At 71.4% G+C, this 22638-nt stretch carries 27 protein-coding genes; 13 read left to right on the top strand and 14 right to left on the bottom strand.

Annotation, left to right across the window (positions count from 1 at the left end):
• Positions 1–29: 29 nt before the first annotated feature.
• Positions 30–566: a helix-turn-helix transcriptional regulator gene (locus BMY61_RS29205; RefSeq protein ID WP_042443100.1), complete on the bottom strand. Its 537-nt coding sequence runs from the start codon at positions 564–566 to the stop codon at positions 30–32.
• Positions 567–627: 61 nt separating this feature from the next.
• On the opposite strand from BMY61_RS29205, the gene BMY61_RS29210 reads away from it, so the two are divergent.
• A complete protein-coding gene (locus BMY61_RS29210; protein WP_042443098.1) occupies positions 628–999 on the top strand; it encodes a cyclophilin-like fold protein in 372 nt (123 codons plus the stop codon).
• A 22-nt stretch (positions 1000–1021) separates the two neighbouring features.
• Here the strand turns inward: BMY61_RS29210 and BMY61_RS29215 are convergent, their stop codons facing one another.
• Together BMY61_RS29215 and BMY61_RS29220 are read right to left on the bottom strand one after the other, a co-directional pair.
• A complete protein-coding gene (locus tag BMY61_RS29215; RefSeq protein ID WP_042443096.1) occupies positions 1022–1393 on the bottom strand; it encodes a hypothetical protein in 372 nt (123 codons plus the stop codon).
• Between the two features lie 215 nt (positions 1394–1608).
• Positions 1609–2373 (bottom strand): HEAT repeat domain-containing protein, encoded by a 765-nt coding sequence (locus tag BMY61_RS29220; protein WP_342342540.1) that lies wholly within the window; start codon positions 2371–2373, stop codon positions 1609–1611.
• Positions 2374–2426: 53 nt separating this feature from the next.
• On the opposite strand from BMY61_RS29220, the gene BMY61_RS29225 reads away from it, so the two are divergent.
• Positions 2427–3041 carry a GNAT family N-acetyltransferase gene (locus BMY61_RS29225; RefSeq protein WP_042443095.1) on the top strand — a complete coding sequence of 205 codons (615 nt, stop codon included), beginning with the start codon at positions 2427–2429 and terminating at the stop codon, positions 3039–3041.
• 52 nt (positions 3042–3093) lie between these two features.
• Here BMY61_RS29225 and BMY61_RS29230 read toward each other — a convergent pair whose 3' ends face one another.
• Positions 3094–5382 carry a discoidin domain-containing protein gene (locus BMY61_RS29230; protein WP_042443093.1) on the bottom strand — a complete coding sequence of 763 codons (2289 nt, stop codon included), beginning with the start codon at positions 5380–5382 and terminating at the stop codon, positions 3094–3096.
• A gap of 160 nt (positions 5383–5542) precedes the next feature.
• Positions 5543–6742: an ROK family transcriptional regulator gene (locus BMY61_RS29235; protein ID WP_042443091.1), complete on the bottom strand. Its 1200-nt coding sequence runs from the start codon at positions 6740–6742 to the stop codon at positions 5543–5545.
• A 193-nt stretch (positions 6743–6935) separates the two neighbouring features.
• Between BMY61_RS29235 and BMY61_RS29240 the strand changes: the two genes are divergently transcribed.
• Genes BMY61_RS29240 through BMY61_RS29255 form a run of 4 tightly spaced genes read left to right on the top strand, consistent with a single transcriptional unit; the run spans position 6936 to position 11469 of the window.
• Positions 6936–8264, top strand: a complete 1329-nt coding sequence (locus BMY61_RS29240; RefSeq protein ID WP_042443090.1) for an ABC transporter substrate-binding protein — start codon at positions 6936–6938, stop codon at positions 8262–8264.
• A complete protein-coding gene (locus BMY61_RS29245; protein WP_042443088.1) occupies positions 8257–9213 on the top strand; it encodes a carbohydrate ABC transporter permease in 957 nt (318 codons plus the stop codon). Before BMY61_RS29240 ends, BMY61_RS29245 begins: the two co-directional genes overlap by 8 nt.
• Positions 9206–10069 carry a carbohydrate ABC transporter permease gene (locus tag BMY61_RS29250; RefSeq protein ID WP_075004105.1) on the top strand — a complete coding sequence of 288 codons (864 nt, stop codon included), beginning with the start codon at positions 9206–9208 and terminating at the stop codon, positions 10067–10069. Before BMY61_RS29245 ends, BMY61_RS29250 begins: the two co-directional genes overlap by 8 nt.
• A gap of 59 nt (positions 10070–10128) precedes the next feature.
• Positions 10129–11469 carry a GH1 family beta-glucosidase gene (locus BMY61_RS29255; protein WP_042443086.1) on the top strand — a complete coding sequence of 447 codons (1341 nt, stop codon included), beginning with the start codon at positions 10129–10131 and terminating at the stop codon, positions 11467–11469.
• A 162-nt stretch (positions 11470–11631) separates the two neighbouring features.
• On the opposite strand, the gene BMY61_RS29260 is transcribed toward BMY61_RS29255, so the two are convergent.
• The 4 genes from BMY61_RS29260 to BMY61_RS29275 all read right to left on the bottom strand — a co-directional run bounded on the left by BMY61_RS29260 (position 11632) and on the right by BMY61_RS29275 (position 13263).
• Positions 11632–12114 (bottom strand): hypothetical protein, encoded by a 483-nt coding sequence (locus BMY61_RS29260; protein WP_042443085.1) that lies wholly within the window; start codon positions 12112–12114, stop codon positions 11632–11634.
• A gap of 61 nt (positions 12115–12175) precedes the next feature.
• A complete protein-coding gene (locus BMY61_RS29265) occupies positions 12176–12445 on the bottom strand; it encodes an ArsR/SmtB family transcription factor (protein WP_052438355.1) in 270 nt (89 codons plus the stop codon).
• Between the two features lie 36 nt (positions 12446–12481).
• On the bottom strand, positions 12482–12868 hold the full coding sequence (locus BMY61_RS29270) for a helix-turn-helix domain-containing protein (RefSeq protein WP_042443083.1): 387 nt from the start codon (positions 12866–12868) through the stop codon (positions 12482–12484).
• Positions 12865–13263, bottom strand: coding sequence for a type II toxin-antitoxin system RelE/ParE family toxin (locus BMY61_RS29275; RefSeq protein WP_236655873.1), 399 nt, complete (start codon positions 13261–13263; stop codon positions 12865–12867). The genes BMY61_RS29270 and BMY61_RS29275 overlap by 4 nt, the downstream gene beginning before the upstream one ends.
• A gap of 107 nt (positions 13264–13370) precedes the next feature.
• Between BMY61_RS29275 and BMY61_RS29280 the strand changes: the two genes are divergently transcribed.
• Positions 13371–13883, top strand: coding sequence for a hypothetical protein (locus BMY61_RS29280; RefSeq protein WP_042443080.1), 513 nt, complete (start codon positions 13371–13373; stop codon positions 13881–13883).
• Here the strand turns inward: BMY61_RS29280 and BMY61_RS29285 are convergent.
• From BMY61_RS29285 to BMY61_RS29295, 3 genes are all read right to left on the bottom strand, one after another.
• Entirely contained in the window at positions 13880–15085 is a 1206-nt protein-coding gene (locus tag BMY61_RS29285; RefSeq protein ID WP_236655872.1) for an MFS transporter, read from the bottom strand. The two genes, BMY61_RS29280 and BMY61_RS29285, sit on opposite strands and share 4 nt — an antisense overlap.
• Before the next feature lie 194 nt (positions 15086–15279).
• Entirely contained in the window at positions 15280–15687 is a 408-nt protein-coding gene (locus BMY61_RS29290; RefSeq protein ID WP_042443077.1) for a PaaI family thioesterase, read from the bottom strand.
• Positions 15688–15732: 45 nt separating this feature from the next.
• On the bottom strand, positions 15733–16206 hold the full coding sequence (locus tag BMY61_RS29295) for a MarR family winged helix-turn-helix transcriptional regulator (RefSeq protein WP_042443075.1): 474 nt from the start codon (positions 16204–16206) through the stop codon (positions 15733–15735).
• A gap of 124 nt (positions 16207–16330) precedes the next feature.
• Between BMY61_RS29295 and BMY61_RS48475 the strand changes: the two genes are divergently transcribed.
• The 3 genes from BMY61_RS48475 (at position 16331) to BMY61_RS29305 (ending at position 19463) form a co-directional block, all read left to right on the top strand.
• Positions 16331–16453 carry a hypothetical protein gene (locus BMY61_RS48475; RefSeq protein WP_269083954.1) on the top strand — a complete coding sequence of 41 codons (123 nt, stop codon included), beginning with the start codon at positions 16331–16333 and terminating at the stop codon, positions 16451–16453.
• A 44-nt stretch (positions 16454–16497) separates the two neighbouring features.
• Positions 16498–17100 carry a mycothiol-dependent nitroreductase Rv2466c family protein gene (locus BMY61_RS29300; RefSeq protein ID WP_143094570.1) on the top strand — a complete coding sequence of 201 codons (603 nt, stop codon included), beginning with the start codon at positions 16498–16500 and terminating at the stop codon, positions 17098–17100.
• Positions 17101–17243: 143 nt separating this feature from the next.
• Positions 17244–19463, top strand: a complete 2220-nt coding sequence (locus tag BMY61_RS29305; protein WP_042443074.1) for an NADP-dependent isocitrate dehydrogenase — start codon at positions 17244–17246, stop codon at positions 19461–19463.
• Between the two features lie 74 nt (positions 19464–19537).
• Here the strand turns inward: BMY61_RS29305 and BMY61_RS29310 are convergent, their stop codons facing one another.
• Positions 19538–19984 carry an anthrone oxygenase family protein gene (locus BMY61_RS29310; RefSeq protein ID WP_042443072.1) on the bottom strand — a complete coding sequence of 149 codons (447 nt, stop codon included), beginning with the start codon at positions 19982–19984 and terminating at the stop codon, positions 19538–19540.
• Positions 19985–20068: 84 nt separating this feature from the next.
• On the bottom strand, positions 20069–20959 hold the full coding sequence (locus tag BMY61_RS29315; protein ID WP_042443071.1) for an NAD(P)-dependent oxidoreductase: 891 nt from the start codon (positions 20957–20959) through the stop codon (positions 20069–20071).
• Positions 20960–21019: 60 nt separating this feature from the next.
• Here BMY61_RS29315 and BMY61_RS29320 point away from each other — a divergent pair, with 60 nt between their 5' ends.
• From BMY61_RS29320 to BMY61_RS29330, 3 genes are all read left to right on the top strand, one after another.
• Positions 21020–21562: a GNAT family N-acetyltransferase gene (locus BMY61_RS29320; protein WP_082014755.1), complete on the top strand. Its 543-nt coding sequence runs from the start codon at positions 21020–21022 to the stop codon at positions 21560–21562.
• Complete coding sequence (locus tag BMY61_RS29325; RefSeq protein ID WP_042443069.1) at positions 21559–22161, top strand: TetR/AcrR family transcriptional regulator; 603 nt, start codon at positions 21559–21561, stop codon at positions 22159–22161. The genes BMY61_RS29320 and BMY61_RS29325 overlap by 4 nt, the downstream gene beginning before the upstream one ends.
• Positions 22162–22277: 116 nt before the next feature.
• The coding region (locus tag BMY61_RS29330) for an electron transfer flavoprotein subunit beta/FixA family protein (RefSeq protein WP_425314716.1) at positions 22278–22638 on the top strand (361 nt) is incomplete at its 3' end.

Consider the following 22638-nt stretch of genomic DNA (forward strand, 5'->3'; position numbering starts at 1 on the left):
GGACGGGTCAAGAGGTTGTTACCGAGGAGTCAGCTCACGTCGTCGGCGACCGCGGCGCCGCGGCTCTCCACCCACTGCCAGAACTCGACCATCATCCGCTCGTAGCGGATGCCGAACTCCAACGCCTCGCGCTGGCCCCGCGTGATCAACTCCCCCACGGACTCCGCCAGACCCTCGTACTCCGCGAGCGTGCGCTCGTGCTCGACGACCTGCACGGGGGCGTGCACGTCGGGACGGCCGCCGAACCAGAGCTTGAGGATGCCGCGCTCGCGCGCCTCGACCGGGACGAAGGCCGAGTCCGCCAGCCATCCGGCGAGCTCGCCGGAGCCGGCCTCGGTGAGCCGCATGACGCGACGGTTGCGGCCGCCCTCCTCGCGGACCTCGGAGAGCAGACCGGCGGCGAGCAGCCGGTCGCACTGCGCGTACACCTGCGCGTGCGGCATCGCCCAGAACGGCGCCACGGTCCGCGCCGCCTCGACCTTGACGTCGTACGGGCTCGCCTCGCCCAGCTGGTCGATGATGCCGAGGACGAGGAAGGAGGAGGTGGTCAACCGGGTCTCAGCCATGCGGTGACGGTATCGTGAGACGCCATTGACAAATTGTTGAAGCCGGGGTTTCCCTGCTGCCATGCAGATACGGATCATCTGGCCCGCCGGCACCGCCACCGCGACCCTGCGCTCCACCCCGACCAGCGAGGCGCTGCGCACGGCCCTGCCGTTCCAGTCGACGGCGAACACCTGGGGGCAGGAGGTCTACTTCGGCACCCCCGTCAGCGTCCCCGTGGAGCCCGACGCCCGGCAGGTCGTCGAGCCCGGCACCGTCGCCTTCTGGACCGACGGCGACAGCCTCGCCCTCCCGTTCGGACCGACCCCGATCTCCCGTGGCGACGAGTGCCGCCTCGCCAGCCCGTGCAACCTGCTCGGCACTCTCGACGGCGACCCGCAGGCCCTGCGCACCGTCCGCGACGGCGACTCCGTCCGCGTCGAACTCCTCGGCTGAACCCGCCCGGACCGCACTCGCCTCAGCCGAGGACGACCAGCAGCGCGACTGCCAGCAGCACGGCGTACACCCCGGCCCCCACCAGCGGGCCGGGCCACGCCGAACGCCCTTGCCGCACTCGGGCCACGGCCACCGCGAGACCGGCGCCCACGCCGACCAGCAGCCCGGCCCACGGCAACGCGACCACCACCGTCCAGGTGCCCCCGTCACAGATCGCGGCGTTCCCGCTCGGCGCGCCGGTGCCACAGCTGTCGGTGGCGAAGACCATCCCGAACGAGAACAGCGCGTTCACCGCCCCGGCCACCAAGCCGAGCACGACGCCGGCCGCCACCACCGCGCCCACCCCGCGGCGCGTCGGCGCCTGCGGCGGTGGCTGCAGCCCGTACGGATTCACCCGGCGCTCCCCTCGTCGGCCACGGTCAACGGCAGTGTCCCAGACGCCCCGTCACCGCCTGGCCTGGTTCCGCCGGCCCGGTTACGCCCGACCGCCCGACAGCCCGACCGGCGGCAACGGGCACCCGCCGGCTCCCTCAGTCCCCCTCGTCCCCCTGCTCCTCGTCGTCCTCGTCGTCCTCGTCGTCTCGGCATGCCGCCACCGTCTCGCGGACGTCACGGGAAGGGTCGCTGGCAAGGGTGTCCAGCAGAGTGGCGACACCTGGCGTCGACCAGCCCGCGACGGCGTAAACCAGGTTCTCGCGCACCTCGGGATCGGGGTGGGGTGGCGAAACGGGCCAGCTCGGCGACCGGGCCGCGGCGGCGCATGCCGAACCAGCGCAATGCCTCATTGACCACCGCCGACTCCCCCGGCTCGCCCGCCGCCGCGAGACGGGCCAGCAGGACCGGCACGGGCGGCGGCGGGCCGTCCAGCGGATGCGGGTGGCGTTCGCGCAACCGGCGGGCGCCGTACGCGCCGCGCTCACGACAGCCGAAGCAGGTGCAGGGACGCCGGCCGTGGGCGTCCGGGAGGTGACGCCAGCCGACCGACTGTGGAACCGGGCGGATCCGGTGCACCTCCGCGGCCGTGATCGCCCGCGGGACGAAGACCTCCCAGCCGCGCGGATCCGCCAGCGCGCCGACGCGGCGGACCGCCTCGGCCGCCGGGACCGTCGCCTGCCCGTCGCGCCGACGCTCGGAGTAGTGGCCGACGAGCACCGGCTGCGCGTCGTCGATACGGACGTGCACGGCCACCAGGCTGCCGCGCGTACCGAACCACGCGAGCTCGCGCAGCCACTGATGGGTGAGCGTGTAGGACGGCAGCACCGGGAAGCAGTAGACGCCGCGCGCGCCGCCCTGACCACGACTGTCCGCCCGCAGGCCCGAACGGCGGATGCGGCGGTCGTCGGCCGAGGAGGCGAGGTGCACGAACATGGCCATGACCCCGCAGGATAAGGGTCGCCACCCGCCCCGCGTGGATCTATCGTGACCGCATGAGCAGCCAGGAGCAGCCGCTGAGCATCAGGACCGCGCGCGCCGACGACGTCGACGCCGTGGTCGCCGCACTGACCACCGCGTTCTTCTCGGACCCGGTGTGGGGACCGGCCTTTCCCGACCCCGGGCGGCGGGCCGCGCAGGCCGGGGCGCTCTGGCGGCTGTTCGCCGCGTCCGCGCTGCGGTACCCGTGGCTGCTGGTGACCGAGCACGTCGAGGCCGCCGCGCTGTGGATCCCGCCGGGCGGGACGGAGCTCACCGACGAGGAGGAGCACGGGTTCGCGGACTTCCTCCGCGAGACCACCGACGCCGACACCGCCGCCGGGATCCTCGGGATCCTGGAGCCGATGGAGGCCGCGCGCCCGCAGGAGCCGCACTTCTACCTGAGCCTGCTCGGCACCCACGACGACCATCGCGGCAAGGGCCTCGGCATCGGCCTGCTGAGCGCGAGCCTCGACCTGATCGACGAGATGAACATGCCCGCCTACCTGGAGTCGAGCAACCCCGTCGCCAACGACAAGCGCTACGCCGCCGTCGGCTTCGAGCCGATCGGCGAGCTGACGATGCCGACGGGGCATCTCGTCACCACGATGTGGCGCCCCGCGCGCGGCTGAGCGGGGAGGCGTGGCAGCCGCGCGCGGAGCGTGAGGGGTCAGAGCGGCGTCGTCACGGGTAGCTGACGACGTCGCTCGGGCCGCCGAAGGTGGAGCTGACGGGAGCGCCGGTTCCGTTGATCACGGTGTCGATCCCGCCGCTGCCGTTGAGGAACACGCTCAGCAGGTCGTGGAACTGGACGCCCGGGGTGTTCGGGGCCTGGAAGGCCATCGAGCTGTGGATGTCCTGCCCCTGGTTGAAGTACGAGTAGCTGCCCATGCCGTAGCCCTGGAAGCTGGTGACACCCGGCGCGACATAGAAGGCCGGGTAGCCCTTCTGCGTCGAACTCGACATCCACGAGGCCTGGTTGGGCACCTCGTAGGGGTTCTCGTTCTGGAAGAAGACGACCTCGCCACCCTGGCCGTTCCAGACCGTCTCGTTCTTCTGGAAGTGCTCCACCGCGAGGCCGGTGGCCACCACGTTGTTGCCGTTGACGACGAGGCCGGTGTCGCTCTGGTCACCGGTCCAGGTGCCGGCGCCGGCGCCGTGGTCCGCGCGCCAGATCCAGGCGTCGTCGATCAGGGAGTTGTTGCTGTCGTCCTCCAGGGCGGTGGTGGCCGAGCCGGCCGTGGCGCCGCCGATCCGGAAGAAGACGTCGTCCAGCGAGACCGGGTCGGCTGCGTGGCTGACGCCGGAGCCGGGCGTGCCGACGGTGACCAGCGTCGGCGAGGTGACCGGGCCCGCGTCGAAGATCACGCCGGTGACGTTGACGCCGTCGACGTCCGCGATGTTCAGCGTGGTGTTGCCGTTGCTCGGCACCAGGGTCGGGAAGCCGAGGCCGACGATCTTCGTGTCCGGGTGGGTCACGCTGATCGTGCTCGGCACCTGGTAGACGCCGGGCGTGAAGAGCAGGTTGTCGCCCGCCGCCAGCGCCGCGTTGATCTGGTCGACGGTGGCGGTCGGCTGCACCACGAAGAAGGTGGACAGCGGCAGCGAGACGCCCGGCGTGGAGCCGTTCGCCCAGCTCGGGCCGGAGGAGTTGGTCTGCGTGGAGGGCGCGAAGACCTGGTAGTTGCCGCTGCCGTCGAGGTAGAGGTAGGGCGCCTCGCGGGTCACCGGGCAGGTGGCGAGCGTGGTGTAGGAGTTGGGGCCGCCGCTGTCACCGGAGTTGGCGGCGAAGGACTGCGCGGGCGCACCCGGGTCGCCGCAGAAGACCTGGTTCCACACGGCGTTGCTCCAGCCGTCCAGGCTGGAGTTGCGGGTGAAGAACTGCTGCTGCGAGCCGTTGGTGACGGTGCCGCCGGTGAACTGGGAGTCGGCGACGAAGCCGCCGCTGGCCCAGTCCGGGGAGCCGGTGCAGTAGTCCATCAGGCTCAGGTTGCCGTTGATGTGCACCCGGCGCAGCGGCGCGGCCTGGGAGACGGCCCAGAAGTCGTCGCCCGCGTAGCAGCCGGTCATGCCGGTGACGTTGATGGTCAGGTTGGTCAGTGAGCGCCAGAAGTTGGTGGTGGCGTAGCACTGGGTCTGCACCCCGCCGTTGCACTGGTTGTACACGTCGACGGTGCCGTTGATGACCGTGTCACCGGGGTTGAGGCCGAGGCCGGCGACGCTCTCGTAGAAGCCGACGGAGAAGATCAGCGGGTTGGCCGTGGAGCCGTAGGTGCCGGGCTTGAACAGGATCGCGTAGCGGGCGGTGCCGAACTCGTTGCCGCCCTGAGCGTTGGCGATGGTGTTCAGCTGGCTCTGGATGGACGCCTGCGACATGGTCGGGTCGAAGACGATGACGTTGGAGCCGAGGCTGCCGCCGGTGGGCGGCGGGGGCGTGCCGCCGCCGGAGCCGTAGACGGAGAACTCCCAGAGGCTGTAGCCCCACTGGGTGTTGCGCGCGGTCCCGTACATGCGGATGTAGCGGCCGGAGCCGGACACGTTCAGCGTCTCGGTACCGCCGGGGCCCGCGGCGGTGGAGTAGATCGTGGTCCAGTTGGTCGCGTCGTTCGAGGTCTGGATCTGGTAGGCCTTGCCGGAGGCGGTCTCCCAGTTGAGCACGACCTGGCAGATGGTCTGGGTCGAGCCGAGGTCGACCTGGAGCCACTGGGGATCGGAGAAGGCCGACGACCAGCGGGTGCCGGTGTTGCCGTCCACGGCGTTGGTGGCCGGGAAGCTCGCGCTCTCCGTCGAGGACGCGGTGGCGGGCTTGTTGAGGGCGAGGTCGGTGGTTCCGCAACTCGCTGCGGACGCACGGGTGGCGACGCCCGCCTGGGCCGCGAGGGCGGCCAGCAGCAGGGCCAGCACGCCGAGCAGGGCCGCGAGCGGGCGTCCCCGCGAACGGCTGCCGGCGGGGAGGACGGCGACGGATCTCATGGCACTCCTAGCACGGTGGGTGGGAGTGGTGCAGGGGTGAGAGAGCGCTCTCTGCGCTGAGCATCGTGAAGCCGTGTCGAGCCGCTGTCAATACAGAAGGCGAACGGTCGCCGAAGACGTGGAGGTTGGGGCCCGCCCGAGGGGACCCCCTGGAGCGGCCCTACGCCCCGGCCTCCAGGAAGCGCGCCACGGGCAGCGTCGCGGCGCCGAGCGCCACCGCGTCGGCGCCCAGGGCGCCGAGGTCGATCGAGGTCAGCGAGTAGGGCAGGTGCAGCGCGTGCTCCCGGACGACCTCGCGGATGCGGGGGAGCAGACTCGGCGCGAGGGCGAGGCCGGCCCAGCCGCCGATGATGACCCGCTGCGGGTTCAGGAAGTTGACGACGTTGGCGATGCCGATGCCGATCCGCACGGCCGTCTCGTCGAGGACGGCGCGCGCCGCGTCCCCGGCGGGACCGGCCTGCTGGGCCTCGGCCAGGATCGACCGCAGCGCCCCCTCCTCGTCGGCGGCGTCGACCACCGCCGCGTCCACCGCCTCCTGGTAGCGGGCGATGATCGCCTCCGCGCCCACGTAGGCCTCCAGGCAGCCGCGGGATCCGCAGCGACAGAGACGGCCCTGGTACTGGACGTTGAGGTGCCCCCACTCCCCCGCGCTGGTCGTCGAGCCGCGGAACGGCGCACCGTCGGCGATGACCGAGGCGCCCGCGCCGGAACCGAGCAGCAGGAAGACGGCGCTGTCCACGTCCCGTCCCGCACCGAACCACATCTCCGCCTGGGCCAGGGTGGTCGCGCCGTTGTCGATGAAGAGCGGCAGCGCGGTGTGCTTGCGCAACAGCTCCTCCAGCGGGAAGGCGTCCCAGCCGACGGTCTGGCCGTGGATGACGGCGAAGGGCTGGTGCTGCACGATGCCGGGGACGCCGATGCCGACACCGAGGACGGGCGCCTCGGCGCCGGCGACGAGCTCGGCCAGCCCACTGGCGATCCCCGGGACGACGGACTCCGGGTCCAGCGAGCCGCCGACCACCGGCACGTCCAGCGCGGCCAGTTCGCCGAGGCCGAGGTCGAACCGCTCCAGCCGGATCCGGGTCTCGCCCACGTCGATGCCGATCACCTCGAAGCAGGAGGTGTCCACACGCAGCAGGATGCGCGGGCGCCCACCCTCGGACTCCACCGCGCCGGCCTCGACGACCAGCCCGGCGTCCAGCAGGTCGGCCACGACGTTGCTGACGGAGGCGGAGCTCAGACCCGTCGCCTGGATGAGGTCCTGGCGGCTGAGCGGCCCGTGGAAGTAGAGCTGGCGCAGCAACCGCGCGCGGTTGGCGCGCCGCAGGTCACGGACGTTTCTGCGGCCTTCGTCGGTCATCCCGCCCCACCCTCACCAGTTCTGCCTCGATCGGCACTCTAGGGCCTGCCCGGGACCTGCCCGAGGGTCCACCTACACGCAACCTGTTGACGGTTGATTATCTCACAGGTTAAATCACGTCTCGAACTAAGTCATGAGCAAAGCCTTCCCCCTCAGGGCCTCGCCGATCCGCCCCCACCCGAAAGGCTCTCCCATGCGCGTCTCCAGACCAGCCCTGCTGACCCTCGCCGTCGCCACCGCACTGCTGGCGTCCGCCTGTTCCTCCTCCGGCGGCTCCGGGGGCACGGGCAGCAGCGGCTCCGCGGCGGGGACCACTCTGACCTACTGGGCCAGCGACCAGGGCGGCTCCATCGCCCAGGACGTCAAGGTGCTCACGCCGGAGCTCGACGCCTTCACCAAGCAGACCGGCATCAAGGTCAAGCTGGAGGTGATCGGCTGGAACGACCTGCTCAACCGGATCCTGGCCGCCGCGAGCTCCGGCCAGGGCCCGGACCTGGTCAACATCGGCAACACCTGGTCCGCCTCGCTCCAGGCCACCGGCGCGTTCCTGCCGATCAGCGACGACGTGATGAAGCAGATCAACGGCACCGGCCGCTTCCTCCCCGGGGCGCTGGCCGCCACCGGCGCGCCGGGACAGCCGCCCGTCGGCGTGCCGATCTACTCGATGGCGTACGGCCTCTACTACAACAAGGCGATGTTCCAGGCCGCCGGGATCACCCAGCCGCCCACCACCTGGGACGACTTCGTCGCGGACGGCAAGAAGCTGACCAAGGCCGGCCAGTGGGGCGTCTCCGTCGAGGGCGCCCAGACGCCCGAGAACGCCCACCACGCCTTCACCTTCGCCAAGCAGATGGGCGGCAGCTTCTACGACTCCTCCGGCAAGCCGACGTTCGACACCCCGCAGAACGTGGCCGGCATCAAGCGGTACGTCGACTTCATGGCCGCCGACAAGATCGCCAACCCGAGCGACGCGGAGTACTCCAACGGCACCGAGGCGGTCAAGGACTTCGCGACCGGCAAGTCCGCGATGCTGCTGTGGCAGTCGGCGGACGCCACCCTGGCCCAGTACGGCATGAACCCGAGCCAGTACGGCGTCGCGCCCGTCCCGTTCGACGCGGCCTCGCCGTCCGGCCCGAACCACGTCGACTCCATCGTCGCCGGCATCAACCTGTCGATCTTCGCGAACACCAAGCACAAGGACGCGGCGATCTCCTTCATGAAGTTCATGACCAGCCAGCAGACGCAGATGGACCTCAACAAGGCCTACAGCTCGCTGCCCTCCGTCTCCGACGCCTACGGCGACCCGGCGTTCCAGACCCAGACGGTCAAGACGCTGCAGAGCGTGCTGGCCAACTCGGCCGCGCCGATGCCCGCCGTGGCCACGGAGAGCCAGTTCGAGACGGTGATCGGCGCGGTGGTGCAGAACCTCTTCGCCGACGCGGCCTCCGGCAAGCCCGTCACCGACGCGAGCATCGCCGCCCAGCTCGACCAGGCGCAGCAGAAGCTCCAGGCCGGTGGCTGACGCGCGCACCCCGGCCGCGCACCCGAGCCGCAACTGGGCTCGGGTGCGCCGCGCCGGCCTTCCCTATCTCCTGCTCCTGCCGGCGGTGGTCTTCGAACTGCTGGTGCACGTCGTGCCGATGCTCACCGGCATCTACATGAGCTTCAAGCACCTGACCGAGTTCTTCATCCGCAACTGGAGCGCGGCACCGGCCGCCGGCGTCGACAACTACCGCTTCGCGCTGGACTTCAACAACGCGGTGGGCAAGCAGCTGCTCGAGTCCTTCTGGACCACCTGCGAGTTCACGGTGCTGACGGTCGGCCTGTCCTGGCTGCTCGGCACCGGCGCGGCCGTACTGATGCAGGACCCCTTCCGCGGCCGCGGGCTGCTGCGCACCTACTTCCTGGTGCCGTACGCGTTGCCCGCCTACACCGCCGCGATCACCTGGGAGTTCATGTTCCAGCGCGACACCGGTCTGGTGAACACGCTGCTGGTGCACGACCTGCACCTGTTCAAGACCGCTCCGTTCTGGTTGATCGGCGGCAACTCATTCTGGGCACTGCTGATCACCGCCGTGTGGCGGACCTGGCCGTTCGCGTTCCTGGTCGTCACCGCGGGCCTGCAGAACATCCCCGGCGACCTCTACGAGGCGGCGGCCCTGGACGGCGCCGGCATGTGGCGGCGACTGCGCTCGATCACGCTGCCGCAGCTGCGGTCGGTCAACCAGGTGCTGGTGCTGGTGCTGTTCCTGTGGAACTTCAACGACTTCAACACCCCCTACACGCTCTTCGGCAACGTGCCGCCGCCGCAGGCCAACCTGATCTCGGTGCAGATCTACGACACCTCCTTCCAGAACTGGAACTTCGGCTCCGGCTCGGCGATGTCCGTGCTGCTCCTGCTCTTCCTGCTCGTGGTCACCGCGGTGTACCTGCTGCTCACCAACTGGAGGAGGAGGTCGTCCGATGCCTAGGCCGCCTCGCAGCCCGCTGGCCCCGCCGGTCTCGTTCGTGTGGACGCGCCGGATCGCGCTGAGCGCGCTCGGGATCTTCACCTTCCTGCCCCTGTGGGTCATGGTCAGCGGCTCGCTCAAGCCGCTGCGCGACGTGCAGGCGGCCTGGAGCTGGATCCCGACGAACCTCACCCTCCGTCCCTACGTGGACATCTGGAGCACGGTGCCGCTCGGGCACTACTTCGTCAACAGCCTCGTCGTCTCCTCCTGCTCGACGGCGATCTCCGTGGTCATCGCGATCCTCGCCGCGTACGCGGTCAGCCGCCACCGGTTCCCCGGGCGGCAGCTGTTCAGCGTGACGGTGCTGTCGACCCAGATGTTCCCCGGCATCCTCTTCCTGCTGCCGCTGTTCCTCATCTACGTCAACATCGGCACCGCGACCGGCGTCCAGCTCGACGGCTCGTGGCTGGGCCTGATCGTCACCTACCTGACCTTCACGCTGCCCTTCTCGATCTGGATGCTCGTCGGCTACTTCGACTCGATCCCACGGGAGTTGGACGAGGCCGCGAAGGTCGACGGGAACGGTCCGATCGGCGCGCTGGTCCGGGTGATCGTGCCGGCCGCGCTGCCCGGCATCGTCACGGTGGCCGTCTACTCGTTCATGACCGCGTGGGGCGAGGTCCTCTTCGCCTCGGTGATGACCGACGACTCGACCCGGACCCTGGCCGTGGGCCTGCGCAACTACGCGTCGGAGAACGACGTGTACTGGAACCAGATCATGGCGGCCTCGCTCGTCGTCAGCATTCCGGTGGTCGTGGCCTTCCTGCTGCTGCAGCGCTACCTCGTCGCCGGGCTCACCGCGGGCTCCGTCAAGTAACCCGCCCACCCCCTTTCACCTGGATTTTTCCTTCCCCGCACCGTGAGCTGAGGAGAACCATGCCTTCGCCCGACACCTCCGCCCTCGGCCCCGAGTTCCTCTGGGGGGCGGCCACCTCCGCCTACCAGATCGAAGGGGCCGCGGCCGAGGACGGCCGGTCCCCGTCCATCTGGGACACCTTCTGCCGGGTGCCCGGCGCCGTCGCAGGCGGCGACACCGGAGACGTGGCCACCGACAGCTACCGCCGCTGGCCCGAGGACGTCGCCCTGATGCGCACGCTCGGCCTGGACACCTACCGCTTCTCCATCGCCTGGCCGCGGATCGTGCCGGACGGCACCGGCGCCGTGAACCAGGCCGGGCTCGACCACTACGACCGCTTCGTCGACGGGCTGCTGGAGGCGGGCATCCGTCCCAACGCCACGCTCTACCACTGGGATCTGCCGCAGGCGCTGCAGGACCGCGGCGGCTGGCCCGAGCGCGCGACGGCGGAGGCCTTCGCGGAGTACGCGGCGGTCGTCGCCGCCCGTCTCGGCGACCGCGTCACCGACTGGGCCACGCTGAACGAGCCGCTGTGCAGCGCGTGGATCGGTCATCTGGAAGGCAAGATGGCCCCCGGCCTCACCGACCTGACCGCCGCCGTGCGCGCCTCCTTCCACCTGCACCTCGGGCACGGCCTCGCCGCGCAGGCGCTGCGCGCGGCAGCCCCCGGCCCGGTGCGGGTCGGCCTCGCCAACAACCTCAGCCCGATCGAGCCCGCCTCCGACAGCGAGGCGGACCTCGCGGCTGCCCGCCGCGCCGACGGCCACATCAACCGCTGGTGGCTCGACCCGATCTTCGGGCTCGGCTACCCCGAGGACATGCTCTCCGTCTACGGCGTGGACCTCCCGGTCCAGGGCGACGACCTGAAGACGATCGCGCAGCCCCTGGACTGGCTGGGCGTCAACTACTACTTCCGCCAGATCGTCGCCGACGACCCGACCGGCCCCGTCCCCGGTTTCCGCCAACTCCCCGGCCCCGGCGCGCAGACGGCGATGCCGTGGGAGGTCCACGCCCCCGGCCTCGAGCAGTTGCTGCTGCGCGTCACCCACGAGTACGGCGCGCGCGACCTCATGGTGACGGAGAGCGGCGCGGCGTTCGACGACGTGGTCGGCCCGGAGGGCCGCGTCGACGACGCGGAGCGGACGGCGTACCTGGAGCAGCACGTCGCCGCGGTCGCGCGGGCGGCGGCGGCGGGGGCGCCGGTGTCGGCGTTCTACTACTGGTCCCTGCTGGACAACTTCGAGTGGGCCTACGGGTACGCGAAGCGCTTCGGGCTGGTGCACGTCGACTACGCGACACAGCAGCGAACCATCAAGGCCAGCGGGCACCGGTACGCGGAGATCATTCGGCAAGCGCGCTAGTTGCACCGTCCAGGGGCGCGGGGATCTGCGCGACAAGCCACCCAGGTCATGGAGATCCCGAGCGGACAGGGCCATCCCGCTCGGGTGGGTTGCTCGCGCCGCGCGGCGGAGCCGCATATCGGCAGAACCCCGCGCCCCTGGTGGCTGCGCTGCCTGAAGGCGCTAGGCGCCTGCCACGGCTGCGGCGGGCTTCGGGAGGGGCCAGGTGACGGTGGCCGACATGCCCGGCGGGCGGGCGCCGGTGAAGTCGAGGGTCAGGCTCGTGTAGCGCAGCTGCCCCGGGTGGCCCGTCCACGGGACGGGCTCGGTCAGGCGGACGTTCACCGGGAAGCTGTGGAAGTGCCCGGCTGCGCAGTACGGCTTGCAGTCGTTGGCGACGTCCGTGCCCGTCCCCGTCGCGGCGTCCGCGGACCACGTCGACCAGTGCAGCCCGGTGAGGTAGTTGTTGCCGTCCCCGCACGCGAGCACGTACGTGGCGGGCTTCGTCTGCGCCTTGCCCGCGCAGTCCAGCAGCACCACGGTCGTCGACGACGCCGGCTTGGCCGGCTGGTGCGAGCCTGAGGTGGAGGAGGAGGTCGCGGCAGCCGCCGGCACCAGCGTGGCACCGCCCGCCAGGAGTATCGCTGCCAGTTTCAGTAGTGCCATGTGCGCTCCCCTGGGGCTCTCTCGGGTAGGCCCCAGGCTACGTCGCCGTCCACGGAACCGCCTACCGCAACACGGCCTCCAGCAGGTCCGCGCCCAGCGAGGCGGTGACGCCGCTGTCCAACTCGTAGGGGACGTAGCGGCCGCGCCGTCCGGCGGTCAGCAGGCCGGCCCGGCGCAGCACCGCAAGGTGGCGGGAGACCTCGGGCGCGGTGAGTTCCGGGTGCGCCAGGGCCTCCAGCCGGGCCGCCACAACGGCCATCGGCACCGGGGCGGCCGCGTGCGGGGCCGCCACCGGGTACGGCAGCACCGGCTGCCGGCCGGGGGCGTGCACGCTGACCAGGTGGGGGTCGCCGACGACGGACGGGATTCAGACCCGCTGTGGTTGCGGCTCCACCAGGGAGACGGTCGCGCCGTGGGCGTCGACGGAGAAGTGCAGGGACGCGTCGAGCCCAGCGGCGAGCCGCGTCAGCAGCGCGAGGGTGACCACGACGTCCGCACCCTCGATGCGCTCCACCGTCCGCAGCGACAGCCCGATGCGGGAGGCGAGTTCCGCCGCCGACAGCCCGAGGTCGACCCGGCGGTCGTGGACGACCTTCGCCAGCGCCATGGTGAGCCGGTGCTCCTGGCGTTCCTGTTCCAACTCCAGCGACTCGCGGTGGCCGTCGACGCGCCGACGTTCCCCGGCGAGCTTCCAACGGCTGTGCGTGCCACCGTGCGGCCCGGCATGGACCCCGGCCGGCGTTCCGCCGATCATCCCGTGCCCCCGTCCCCCTCGCGTACGAAGATCCCGTGCGCCGCGCCGTGCTCGGTCCGGCACTCGTGGCGGGCCCGCACCGCACGCTCGATCTGGGCCTGCTCGTGCGTGCGCGTCTTGCGGAAGACGGTCAGCAGCACGATCCGGCGCGCCTCCTCGTCGATCCAGTAGGTGACCCGCGTGGCCACGCCGTCGAGGCTGGGCCGCAGTTCCGACACGCCGTCGCGCAGCGGGCGGGCGTGCGGGGAGGGGGTGTCCGGTCCGAGCTGGGCGAGGAGCTCGGCGTAGGTCTCGACGCGCCGGAAGAGCCGGCCTGGCAGCAGCTCCAGCCAGGCGCGTACCTCCGGCTCCAGCTCGACCGAGTATCCGGCGGCCACGGTCCCCATGGCACCCATAGGGCCAGGGTAGGTGGCCCCCTCGCGCCCGGCACGTCGGCTGTGGGCGAACAGGTCGGGCCGCCGTCGACCCTTGCAGAATCTTGTAATGGTGTAATCATCGAAACATGAGCAAGCAGAGCACGACCGGGGAGTCCGTCGCGGAGTGGTTCGCGGCGCACCTGCCCGAGGGACTGTTCGGGGAGACGCCGGCGGTGGTGGTCGACCGTGAGGAGATCACGGTCGTCGGCCCGCTGCCGGCCGAGGCGAGCGGCGAGGACGCGTCGGCGGAGGACGCCGTCGCCGTGTACCGGGAGAACACGCGCGCCGAGCGGATGCGCGTCGCACAAGCGGCGGAGGAGCGCTTCGGCAAGAAGGTGTCCTGGGGCGTCCGCCACGAGGGCCGGAGTCTGATGTTCACCCACCTCGCGGTCCCGGCGATGACGCGCCTGCGTCAGCCGGAGCGCCAGGTGCTGGACACGCTCGTCGCCGCAGGCGTCGCCCGCAGCCGCAGCGACGCGCTCGCGTGGTGCGTCCGCCAGGTCGGCGAGAACGCGGAGGCCTGGCTCGGCGACCTCCGCGACGCGCTGCGCCACGTCCAGGAGGTCCGCCGCCAGGGCCCGGGCGCGAGCCAGGGCTAGGACGCACGTCGCCCGACCGCGGACGCGCGGGAGAGCAGCATCACCGCGGGAGACAGGAGCAGGGCGGCCGAGCCGACGAACAGGCCCGGCCGCAGGCCCCATCCCTGGGCCGCCGCGCCGCCCAGCAGCGCGCCCAGCGGCGCCAGGCCCGTCCCCAGGAAGGTGAGCGTCGCCGCCACCCGCGCCTGGAGTGCGACAGGGGTCGCCGCCTGCCGCAGGGTCGTCATGGCGACGTTCACGACCTGGCCGGTGCCGCCGAAGACGAGGCCGATCGCGACCAGGGCGACGACCGTCGCCACGGAGGACCCGCGCAGCGCGGGGACGCACAGCATCGCGCAGTCTCCCAGCGTGGCCGCGCCGACCAGCACGAACCGGCGCGGCAGCCGCGTCGCCAGGACCGCGCCCAGCACCGCGCCGACCCCGGTCGCCCCGAGGGCGACCCCGACCGCCGCACCCGGCAGGTGCAACCCCCTGGGCAGGAACAGCAGATAGACCGTCGTGACAGCGGCCAGGGCGAACTGGAACGCCGCCGTCGCCAGTGCCACCGCCCGCAACGGCGGATGACGGACGACGAACCCGAGCCCCTCGGCGATCGGCCGGAAGAGACCTTGCTCCGGTGGTGCCGCGGCCGCCTCCTCACCGCGGACGCGCCGCAGCGAGAGCGCCGACGCGACGAAGAGCATCGCGCCGAAACCGATCGCCCACGGCGGCGCGAGCAGCGAGACGAGCCCTCCGCCGATCGCCGGACCGGCGATCTGCGCCGCCGACCGGCTGCCCTCCAGCGCTCCCGTCGCGCGCGGCAGCGACGGGCCCGGCACCAGTCGCACCACGCCCGCCTGGTAGCCGACGTCGAACAGGACCGACAGCACCCCGACGAGGAACGCCGCGACGAACAGCGCGGTCGCACCGAGCCGTCCGGACGCGACCGCCGTGGCCACCGCCGCGAGCAGCAGGGCACGGCCCGCGTCGGCGAGCGTCAGCACGACGCGGGTGCGGTGGCGGTCGACGAGGGCGCCGGCAAACAGGGAGAACAGCAGCGCGGGCGCCTGTCCGGCGGCGCGCAGCGCGCCGAGTTGCGTCGCGCCGGCGTGGAGCGTCAGGACGGCGGTGAGCGGCAGCAGCACCGAGGCGGCCTGTTCGCCGAGCTGGGAGATGGTCTGGCCGAGCCAGAGCCGTCGGAAGTCCGGTTCGTTCCGGAGCACGGGTGACCCCTCGGTCCACGGGAGCAGGCAGGAGTGGACTCACGGTGCCGTGCGGGAACGGCACGCGGTGACGGGCCGTCGTCGGCCCTGGCGTCAACGCGTGCTCGGACGACCGGGCATGCTCGGTTCCTTCCTCCTCCTCGTGGTCGTGGCCCTCGTGGTCGTGACCCTCGTGATCAGGTGGGAACGCGCGCTCAACCCAGCAGGGCGTAGACGGCCGTCGCCTGCGCGGCCAGGGAGTCGCCCGTGGTCATGGTGATGTCCGCGAAGGCGAGGCTGCGGCCGAGCTTCGTCAGGCGGGCGTCCACCAGCACGTCCGCGCCGACCACCGCGCGCTGGAACGAGGTGGAGAGCTGGACCGTCGTCATCGGTACGAAACCGCCGCGCGAGGTGGCGACGGCGATCACCGTGGCGGTGTCGGCGGCGGCCATCAGCGCCTGACCGGACAGGGCGCCGCCCTCGCGGGCGAGCCGGGTGGACCAGGGCAGCCGCAGCACCGCGTGGGACCGGCCGGTCTCCTCGACAGTGAGGCCGAGGTCCAGCACCCACGGGGCGAAGTTCTCGGCGAGCAGCTTCTCGGCCAGTTCCACGGTGATCGGCATACGCACAGCATGACGGCAGGTCACCCCCGCCCGCCAGAGGCCGATTCAGTCGGCGGAGCGGGCCGCGTCCGTCAACTCCCGCAGCGCCGCACGGAACTGCGCGAAGCGCTCGGGCCCCAGGAGCTCGGTCTGGCGGCGCTCGTAGGCCGTTATCACCTCGGCGGCGGCGGCGCGCTGGGCGATTCCGCGTTCCGTGGGGACGACGAGCTTGGCCCGGCGGTCGCCGGGGTCGGGCCGCCGCTCGACGTAGCCGAGGGCCTCGAGCTCGTCGACGATGGTCCCGACGATCTGCTTGTGCTGGCCGGAGGCGCGGGACAGCTCGACCGCGCGGACGCCCTCGGGGCGCAGGTGGGCCAGGACCGAGCCGTGGCGGGCACCGAGGTCGGCGAAGCCGCGCTCGGCCAGGGCCTGCCACAGCTCGCGTTCGAAGGCGCGATAGAGCGTGGAGATGAGCACCCCCAGATCGTTGGCGGGGCCGGCGACGGGCTCGGGTGAATTGTCACTGTTATTGACCGTCATGACTCGTGACCATAGCGCAGCTTTCGCCGCTCCGAAAGTAGTCACGATCCTTGACGGTCAAGATCCGTGACTATATAGTTCTGGATGTCGGCAGGACGCCGACACCGACGGAGAGGAACGCACCGTGCTCACCTTGATCCACCCCCACCTCGCCCGCAGCTTCTCCCAGCAGAAGAGCTCGGAGCTGCGCGACCGCGCCTGCCGGGCCGCCCTGGTCCGCCGGGCCGCCCGCCGCCCTCAGCGCTGACCTCCCACACCCTCGTACCGCACCGACCAGAGAGCAGGATCCCCGTGACCACCACCGTCGACTTCTACTTCGACCCCGCCTGCCCGTTCGCCTGGATCACCTCCCGCTGGATCCTGGAGGTCGAGGCCCAGCGCCCGATCGACCTCACCTTCCGCCCCATGAGCCTCTTCGTGCTCAACGAGGGCCGCGAACTGCCCGACTGGTACCGCGAGTTGGTCAACAAGTCGATCGGCCCGGTGCGCGTTGCCGTCGCGGCGGCCGAGCAGCACGGCACCGCGGTGCTGCGGGACCTCTACACCGCGCTCGGTACCCGCATCCACAAGCAGAAGGAGCAGGACTTCGACCTGGTGATCCGCGAGTCCCTCGCGGAGGTCGGGCTGCCGGCGGAGCTGGCCGAGGCCGCGCACGACCCGTCTTTCGACGAGGCGGTGCGTCACAGCCACCACGAGGGCATGGACCCGGTCGGCGAGGACGTCGGCACGCCCACCCTCCACGTCGACGGCGTGGCCTTCTTCGGCCCGGTGCTCTCCTCCGTCCCGCGCGGCGCCGACGCCGCGAAGATCTTCGACGGCGTCCGAGCGCTCGCGAGCTACCCGGACTTCTTCGAGCTCAAGCGCACCCGCACCGGCTCGCTCAACTTCGACTGAGGTCTCCGCCGCCAAGGCCTCGACCCGCGAGCAGGCTCGGCGGCCCGTGACGAGGCTCGGCCCGTGAGGCGGGGGCTCGGAGCATGTATCTTGATGTCGAGACGTTCCACACGTGAAGGTAGACGCGAAAGCGGGAGTACCCGGTGACTGACTCGACCATCATCTACACGCACACCGACGAGGCCCCGGCCCTGGCGACGTATTCGCTGCTGCCGGTGATCCAGGCGTACGCCTCGACGGCCGGCGTCACCGTGGAGACCCGCGACATCTCCCTCGCCGGACGCATCATCGCCGTCTTCCCCGAGCGTCTCACCGAGGACCAGCGGATCCCGGACGCGCTCGCGGAGCTCGGCGAGCTGGCCAAGACGCCGGACGCCAACATCATCAAGCTGCCGAACGTCTCCGCCTCGGTCCCGCAGCTCAAGGCGGCCATCGCCGAGCTGCAGGCGCAGGGCTACGCGCTGCCGGACTACCCGGACGAGCCGAAGACCGACGAGGAGCAGGACGTCAAGGCCCGCTACGACAAGATCAAGGGTTCCGCCGTGAACCCGGTCCTGCGTGAGGGCAACTCCGACCGCCGCGCGCCGCTCTCGGTCAAGAACTACGCCAAGACCCACCCGCACCGCATGGGCGCGTGGACGGCCGAGTCCAAGACCAACGTCGCCACCATGGGCGTCAACGACTTCCGCCACAGCGAGAAGTCCACCGTCATCGCCCAGGACGACAGCCTGCGGATCGAGTTCGAGGCCAACGACGGCACCGTCACCGTGCTGCGTCCGGCCGTCAAGGTCCTGGGCGGCGAGGTCGTGGACGCCTCGGTGATGCGCGTCGGCGCGCTGCGCGAGTTCCTGGCCGCCCAGGTCGCCCGCGCCAAGGCCGAGGGCGTGCTGTTCTCGGTGCACCTGAAGGCCACCATGATGAAGGTCTCCGACCCGATCATCTTCGGCCACGTGGTGCGCGCCTTCTTCCCGAAGACCTTCGCCCAGTACGGCGCCACCCTGGCCGCCGCCGGTCTGAACCCGAACAACGGCCTCGGCGCGATCCTGGCGGGCCTCGCCGCGCTGCCCGAGGGCGACGCGATCAAGGCGTCCTTCGACGCCGAGATCGCCGAGGGCCCGGCCCTGGCGATGGTCGACTCCGACCGTGGCATCACCAACCTGCACGTGCCGTCCGACGTCATCGTCGACGCCTCGATGCCGGCCATGATCCGCACCTCCGGCCACATGTGGGGCCCGGACGGCAAGGAGGCCGACACCCTGGCCGTCCTGCCGGACAGCAGCTACGCGGGCGTCTACCAGGTCGTCGTCGACGACTGCCGCGCCCACGGCGCCTTCGACCCGGCCACCATGGGCTCGGTCCCGAACGTGGGCCTGATGGCCCAGGCCGCCGAGGAGTACGGCTCCCACGACAAGACCTTCGAGATCGCCGCCGACGGCGTGGTCCGCCTGGTCGACACCGCGGGCAACGTCGTGCTGGAGCAGAACGTCGCCGCCGGTGACATCTTCCGCGCCTGCCAGACCAAGGACCTGCCGATCCGCGACTGGGTCAAGCTGGCCGTCTCCCGCGCCCGCGCCACCGGCTCCCCGGCCGTCTTCTGGCTGGACGAGACCCGCGCCCACGACGCGAACCTGATCGCCAAGGTCAAGCAGTACCTGCCGGAGCACGACACGGAGGGCCTGCAGATCGAGATCATGTCCCCGGTCGAGGCCACGGCCTTCTCGCTGGAGCGCATCCGCCGTGGCGAGGACACCATCTCCGTCACCGGCAACGTGCTGCGCGACTACCTGACCGACCTGTTCCCGATCCTGGAGCTGGGCACCAGCGCCAAGATGCTCTCGATCGTCCCGCTGATCAACGGCGGTGGCCTGTTCGAGACGGGCGCCGGCGGCTCCGCCCCGAAGCACGTGCAGCAGCTGGTCAAGGAGAACTACCTGCGCTGGGACAGCCTCGGCGAGTTCTTCGCCCTGGCCGCCTCCTTCGAGCACCTGGCCGGCGCCACGGGCAACGCCCGCGCCCAGGTCCTGGCCGACACCCTGGACCGCGCCACCGGCACCTTCCTCAACGAGGACAAGTCGCCGACCCGTCGCCTCGGCGGCATCGACAACCGCGGCAGCCACTTCTACCTGGCCATGTACTGGGCCCAGGAGCTGGCCAAACAGACCGACGACGCCGCGCTCGCCGAGGCCTTCGCCCCGCTGGCGAAGACCCTCACCGAGCAGGAGTCGACCATCGTCGCCGAGCTGAACGCCGTCCAGGGCAGCCCGGTCGAGATCGGCGGCTACTACCAGCCGGACCCGGCCAAGGCCGCGGCCGTCATGCGCCCGTCGAAGACCCTCAACGAGGCGCTGGCCCAGCTGGGCTGACCGTTCGTCCCACACGCCGACGCCCCGCAGCACGTTCTGTGCCGCGGGGCGTTGTGCTGTCCGGAGGCGCGGACTCAGACGAGGGCCGCAGCCAGCAGGGCGAAGGCGGCGATGATGACGGCGACGCGGGCGTAGTGGTAGCGGTCCCAGCGGGCCGACTGCTCCCGCCAGTCGGCGGGCCGGGTCTCGGGGGTCCACGTCTTGCTCTGGTTGTTGATCGGGACGAGCAGCAGGACCGACATCAGCACGCTCAGGACCAGTAGTCCGGCGGCGACGACGACGAGGCCGGTGCCGTGGTGGTGCCATCCGGCGACGGCCCAGACCGCGCTCAGGACCAGCGAGCCGATGTACCAGAAAGGCATCACGGCGCCGAGCATCCGGCCGCCGTGGGCGCGACCGAGCTGGTAGCTGTCCTCGGGGAGCTTGTTGAGGATCGGGTTGACGACGGCGAGAACGGAGAACTCCACCCCTACCATCACGCCGACGACCACGACGGTGAACACCTGGAGTGCGCTGAGCATGATGACCCTCCCGGGGATCTAGCATTGCTAGCTGATGAGGCAACGCTAGTACTACTGCCGCTCGCTTGTCTAGCGGCGCTAGCATCAGGTATCCCGGTCTGAGCGGCCCCTCGCGTCCAGGGCGTGCACGACGGCCGCCATGTCCGCTCCGCCGTGGCCCAGTTCCGCCGTCTCGGCGTACAGCGCCTCGCAGACGTCCAGGAGCGGGGAGGCGATGCCCGCCGCCCTCGCCGCGTCCACGATCAGGCGGTTGTTCTTCAGCACGTCCAGGATCCCGGCCTGCACGGAGAACTCACCCTTCGTCAGCTTCTCCGCCTTGACGCGGGAGACATCACTCGCCATCGGGCCGGCGCCCAGGACGTCCCGCAGCAGCCCCACGTCGAGGCCGTGTCCGGCCGCGAAGTGGAAGGACTCGGCGAGGCCGGTGACCGTGGCGATGAGGAAGACGTTCACCGCGAGTTTCATCAGCAGCGCGCCCGGCACCGCACCACAGTCGAAGGTCTCCCGGCACAGCGGCGCCAGCAGCGGCCGCACCGGCGCCACCGCGTCCGCCTCGCCGGCCAGCATCGCGACCAACCGCCCCTGCTCGGCGGGCACGCGCGAGCCCGAGACCGGCGCCTCGACGTAGTGGCCGCCCACCGCGCGGATCTCGCGCTCCAGCTCGCGCGACCACTCCGGCTCGGCTGTCCCCATGTGCACGATCGTCCGCCCGGCCACCCGCGCGGCGAACTCCTCCGTCCCACGACCGAGCATCAGATCGGCGACCGCCGCGTCGTACGGCATCAGCACCACGACCCGCGCCGCGCGGAACACCTCGCCGGGGTCGGCCGCGATCCGCGCGCCCGCCGCGCGCATCGGCTCCGCGCGCTCCGGGGAGCGGTTCCAGACCACGAGCGGGGTGCCCGCGCGGGCGAGGTTGAGGGCCATCGGCCCGCCCATCACCCCGAGCCCGAGAAAGCCGACCGGATCAGCCATCGCGACACCGCCGTCCTGTGCACCCCTTGCGACTATGACAGTTGTCATAATAATGGACTCATGACGACTGTCATAGACCTCCCGGTGTCCACCCTCCCCTTCCGGATCGACCCGATCCGGCCGAGCGACCGCGCGGACGTGCAGCGCCTCTTCGCCGCCTGCTCGGACGCCACCGTCCAGAACCGGTTCCGGGCACGGCTGCCCGCCTTTCCCGCGCGGCATCTCGACGAACTGCTCGCCGGGCCGCCCGAGCGGCACGACGCCCTCGCGGTGCGCGGCAGGGCCGACGGGAAGCTGATCGCGCTCGGCAGCCTGGCCGCGCCGTACCACGGCAGCGACGGGCGGACCGCCGAGCTCGGGCTGCTCGTCGTCGACGGATGGCAGCGGCGCGGCGTCGGCCGGGCGCTGATCGCCGCGCTGGTGGCACGTGCGGCACGACGCGGAACGAGTCGGCTCGTGGCGGAGGTGCCGCACGGACGCGGCGCCCTGCTGCAAGCCATGGGGCGCGGCCTGCCCCTCCTCTCCCGCACCTGTGACCGCGACGGACTGACGGGCACCTTCGCGATCCCCGCACCCGCGTCCCTCTATAGGCTTGAACCATGACCGAGCAGGCGACGCGCACGTACTCGCCGCGTGAGCGCATGGTGTTCAGCGCGGCACAGCTGATCCGCCGCGACGGCGTCGGCGCCACCGGCATGCGCGACGTCGCCGCCCACGCCGAGGCGCCGCGCGGCTCGCTGCAGCACTACTTCCCCGGCGGCAAGGACCAGTTGGTCGGCGAGGCGGTCGCCTGGGCGGGCCGCTACGCGGCACGCCGGGTCTCCCGCTACCTCGCCGCGCTCCCCGCCGACGAGCGCCGCCCGAGCCGGCTCTTCGCCGCCCTCGTCGCCCAGTGGACCGACGAGTGCCTGGCCACCGACTTCACCCTCGGCTGCCCCGTCGCGGCGGTCACCGTGGACTGCGCGGACGCCTCGGACACGACCCGCACCGCCACCGCCCAGGCCTTCGCCTGCTGGCGCGAGCCCCTCGCCGCCGGCCTCGCCGAGCTCGGCGTCCCCCGGCCGCGCTCCGCGGCACTGGCGACGCTGATGGTGAGCTCCCTGGAGGGCGCCCTGCTGATCGCCCGCGCCGAGCGGGACATCCACGCCCTGACCACCGTCTCCGACGAGCTCGGACCCCTCCTCGACGCCGCAGTGACGTAAGCCATGGCACTCAGTGCCTTGGCATATGGCACTGAGTACCCTTATGGTGCGAGTAACCGGTTGCTCCGTCGGAACGGGGAAGCCAGTTCACTGAGCCATGAGGTAGGAGACAGGTCGTGAGCTTGAGGATCGTTGTCTGTGTGAAGTACGTGCCGGACGCGACCGGTGACCGTCGGTTCGCGGAGGATTTCACGACCGACCGTGACGGGGTCGACGGCCTGTTGTCCGAGCTGGACGAGTACGGCGTGGAGCAGGCGCTGCGGATCGCGGAGGCGGCCGGTGACGGCGCCGAGGTGACGGTGGTGACGGTGGGTCCGGACGACGCGAAGGACGCGCTGCGCAAGGCGTTGTCGATGGGTGCGGACAAGGCCGTGCACGTGAACGACGACGATCTGCACGGTTCGGACGCGTTGGCGACGTCGCTGGTGCTGGCGAAGGCCGTGGAGCAGGCCGGGTTCGACCTGGTGGTGTGCGGGA

This window comes from Streptacidiphilus jiangxiensis (genome assembly GCF_900109465.1).
GTDB classification, from domain to species: Bacteria; Actinomycetota; Actinomycetes; order Streptomycetales; family Streptomycetaceae; genus Streptacidiphilus; species Streptacidiphilus jiangxiensis.

Coding starts and splice junctions, on each gene's coding strand:
- BMY61_RS29205 (WP_042443100.1), bottom strand. CDS start 566: ATGGCTGAGACCCGGTTGACCACCTCCTCCTTCCTCGTCCTCGGCATC.
- BMY61_RS29210 (WP_042443098.1), top strand. CDS start 628: ATGCAGATACGGATCATCTGGCCCGCCGGCACCGCCACCGCGACCCTG.
- BMY61_RS29220 (WP_342342540.1), bottom strand. CDS start 2,373: ATGGCCATGTTCGTGCACCTCGCCTCCTCGGCCGACGACCGCCGCATC.
- BMY61_RS29225 (WP_042443095.1), top strand. CDS start 2,427: ATGAGCAGCCAGGAGCAGCCGCTGAGCATCAGGACCGCGCGCGCCGAC.
- BMY61_RS29230 (WP_042443093.1), bottom strand. CDS start 5,382: ATGAGATCCGTCGCCGTCCTCCCCGCCGGCAGCCGTTCGCGGGGACGC.
- BMY61_RS29235 (WP_042443091.1), bottom strand. CDS start 6,742: ATGACCGACGAAGGCCGCAGAAACGTCCGTGACCTGCGGCGCGCCAAC.
- BMY61_RS29240 (WP_042443090.1), top strand. CDS start 6,936: ATGCGCGTCTCCAGACCAGCCCTGCTGACCCTCGCCGTCGCCACCGCA.
- BMY61_RS29250 (WP_075004105.1), top strand. CDS start 9,206: ATGCCTAGGCCGCCTCGCAGCCCGCTGGCCCCGCCGGTCTCGTTCGTG.
- BMY61_RS29255 (WP_042443086.1), top strand. CDS start 10,129: ATGCCTTCGCCCGACACCTCCGCCCTCGGCCCCGAGTTCCTCTGGGGG.
- BMY61_RS29260 (WP_042443085.1), bottom strand. CDS start 12,114: ATGGCACTACTGAAACTGGCAGCGATACTCCTGGCGGGCGGTGCCACG.
- BMY61_RS29270 (WP_042443083.1), bottom strand. CDS start 12,868: ATGATCGGCGGAACGCCGGCCGGGGTCCATGCCGGGCCGCACGGTGGC.
- BMY61_RS29275 (WP_236655873.1), bottom strand. CDS start 13,263: ATGGGTGCCATGGGGACCGTGGCCGCCGGATACTCGGTCGAGCTGGAG.
- BMY61_RS29280 (WP_042443080.1), top strand. CDS start 13,371: ATGAGCAAGCAGAGCACGACCGGGGAGTCCGTCGCGGAGTGGTTCGCG.
- BMY61_RS29290 (WP_042443077.1), bottom strand. CDS start 15,687: ATGCCGATCACCGTGGAACTGGCCGAGAAGCTGCTCGCCGAGAACTTC.
- BMY61_RS29295 (WP_042443075.1), bottom strand. CDS start 16,206: ATGACGGTCAATAACAGTGACAATTCACCCGAGCCCGTCGCCGGCCCC.
- BMY61_RS29310 (WP_042443072.1), bottom strand. CDS start 19,984: ATGCTCAGCGCACTCCAGGTGTTCACCGTCGTGGTCGTCGGCGTGATG.
- BMY61_RS29315 (WP_042443071.1), bottom strand. CDS start 20,959: ATGGCTGATCCGGTCGGCTTTCTCGGGCTCGGGGTGATGGGCGGGCCG.
- BMY61_RS29320 (WP_082014755.1), top strand. CDS start 21,020: ATGACGACTGTCATAGACCTCCCGGTGTCCACCCTCCCCTTCCGGATC.
- BMY61_RS29325 (WP_042443069.1), top strand. CDS start 21,559: ATGACCGAGCAGGCGACGCGCACGTACTCGCCGCGTGAGCGCATGGTG.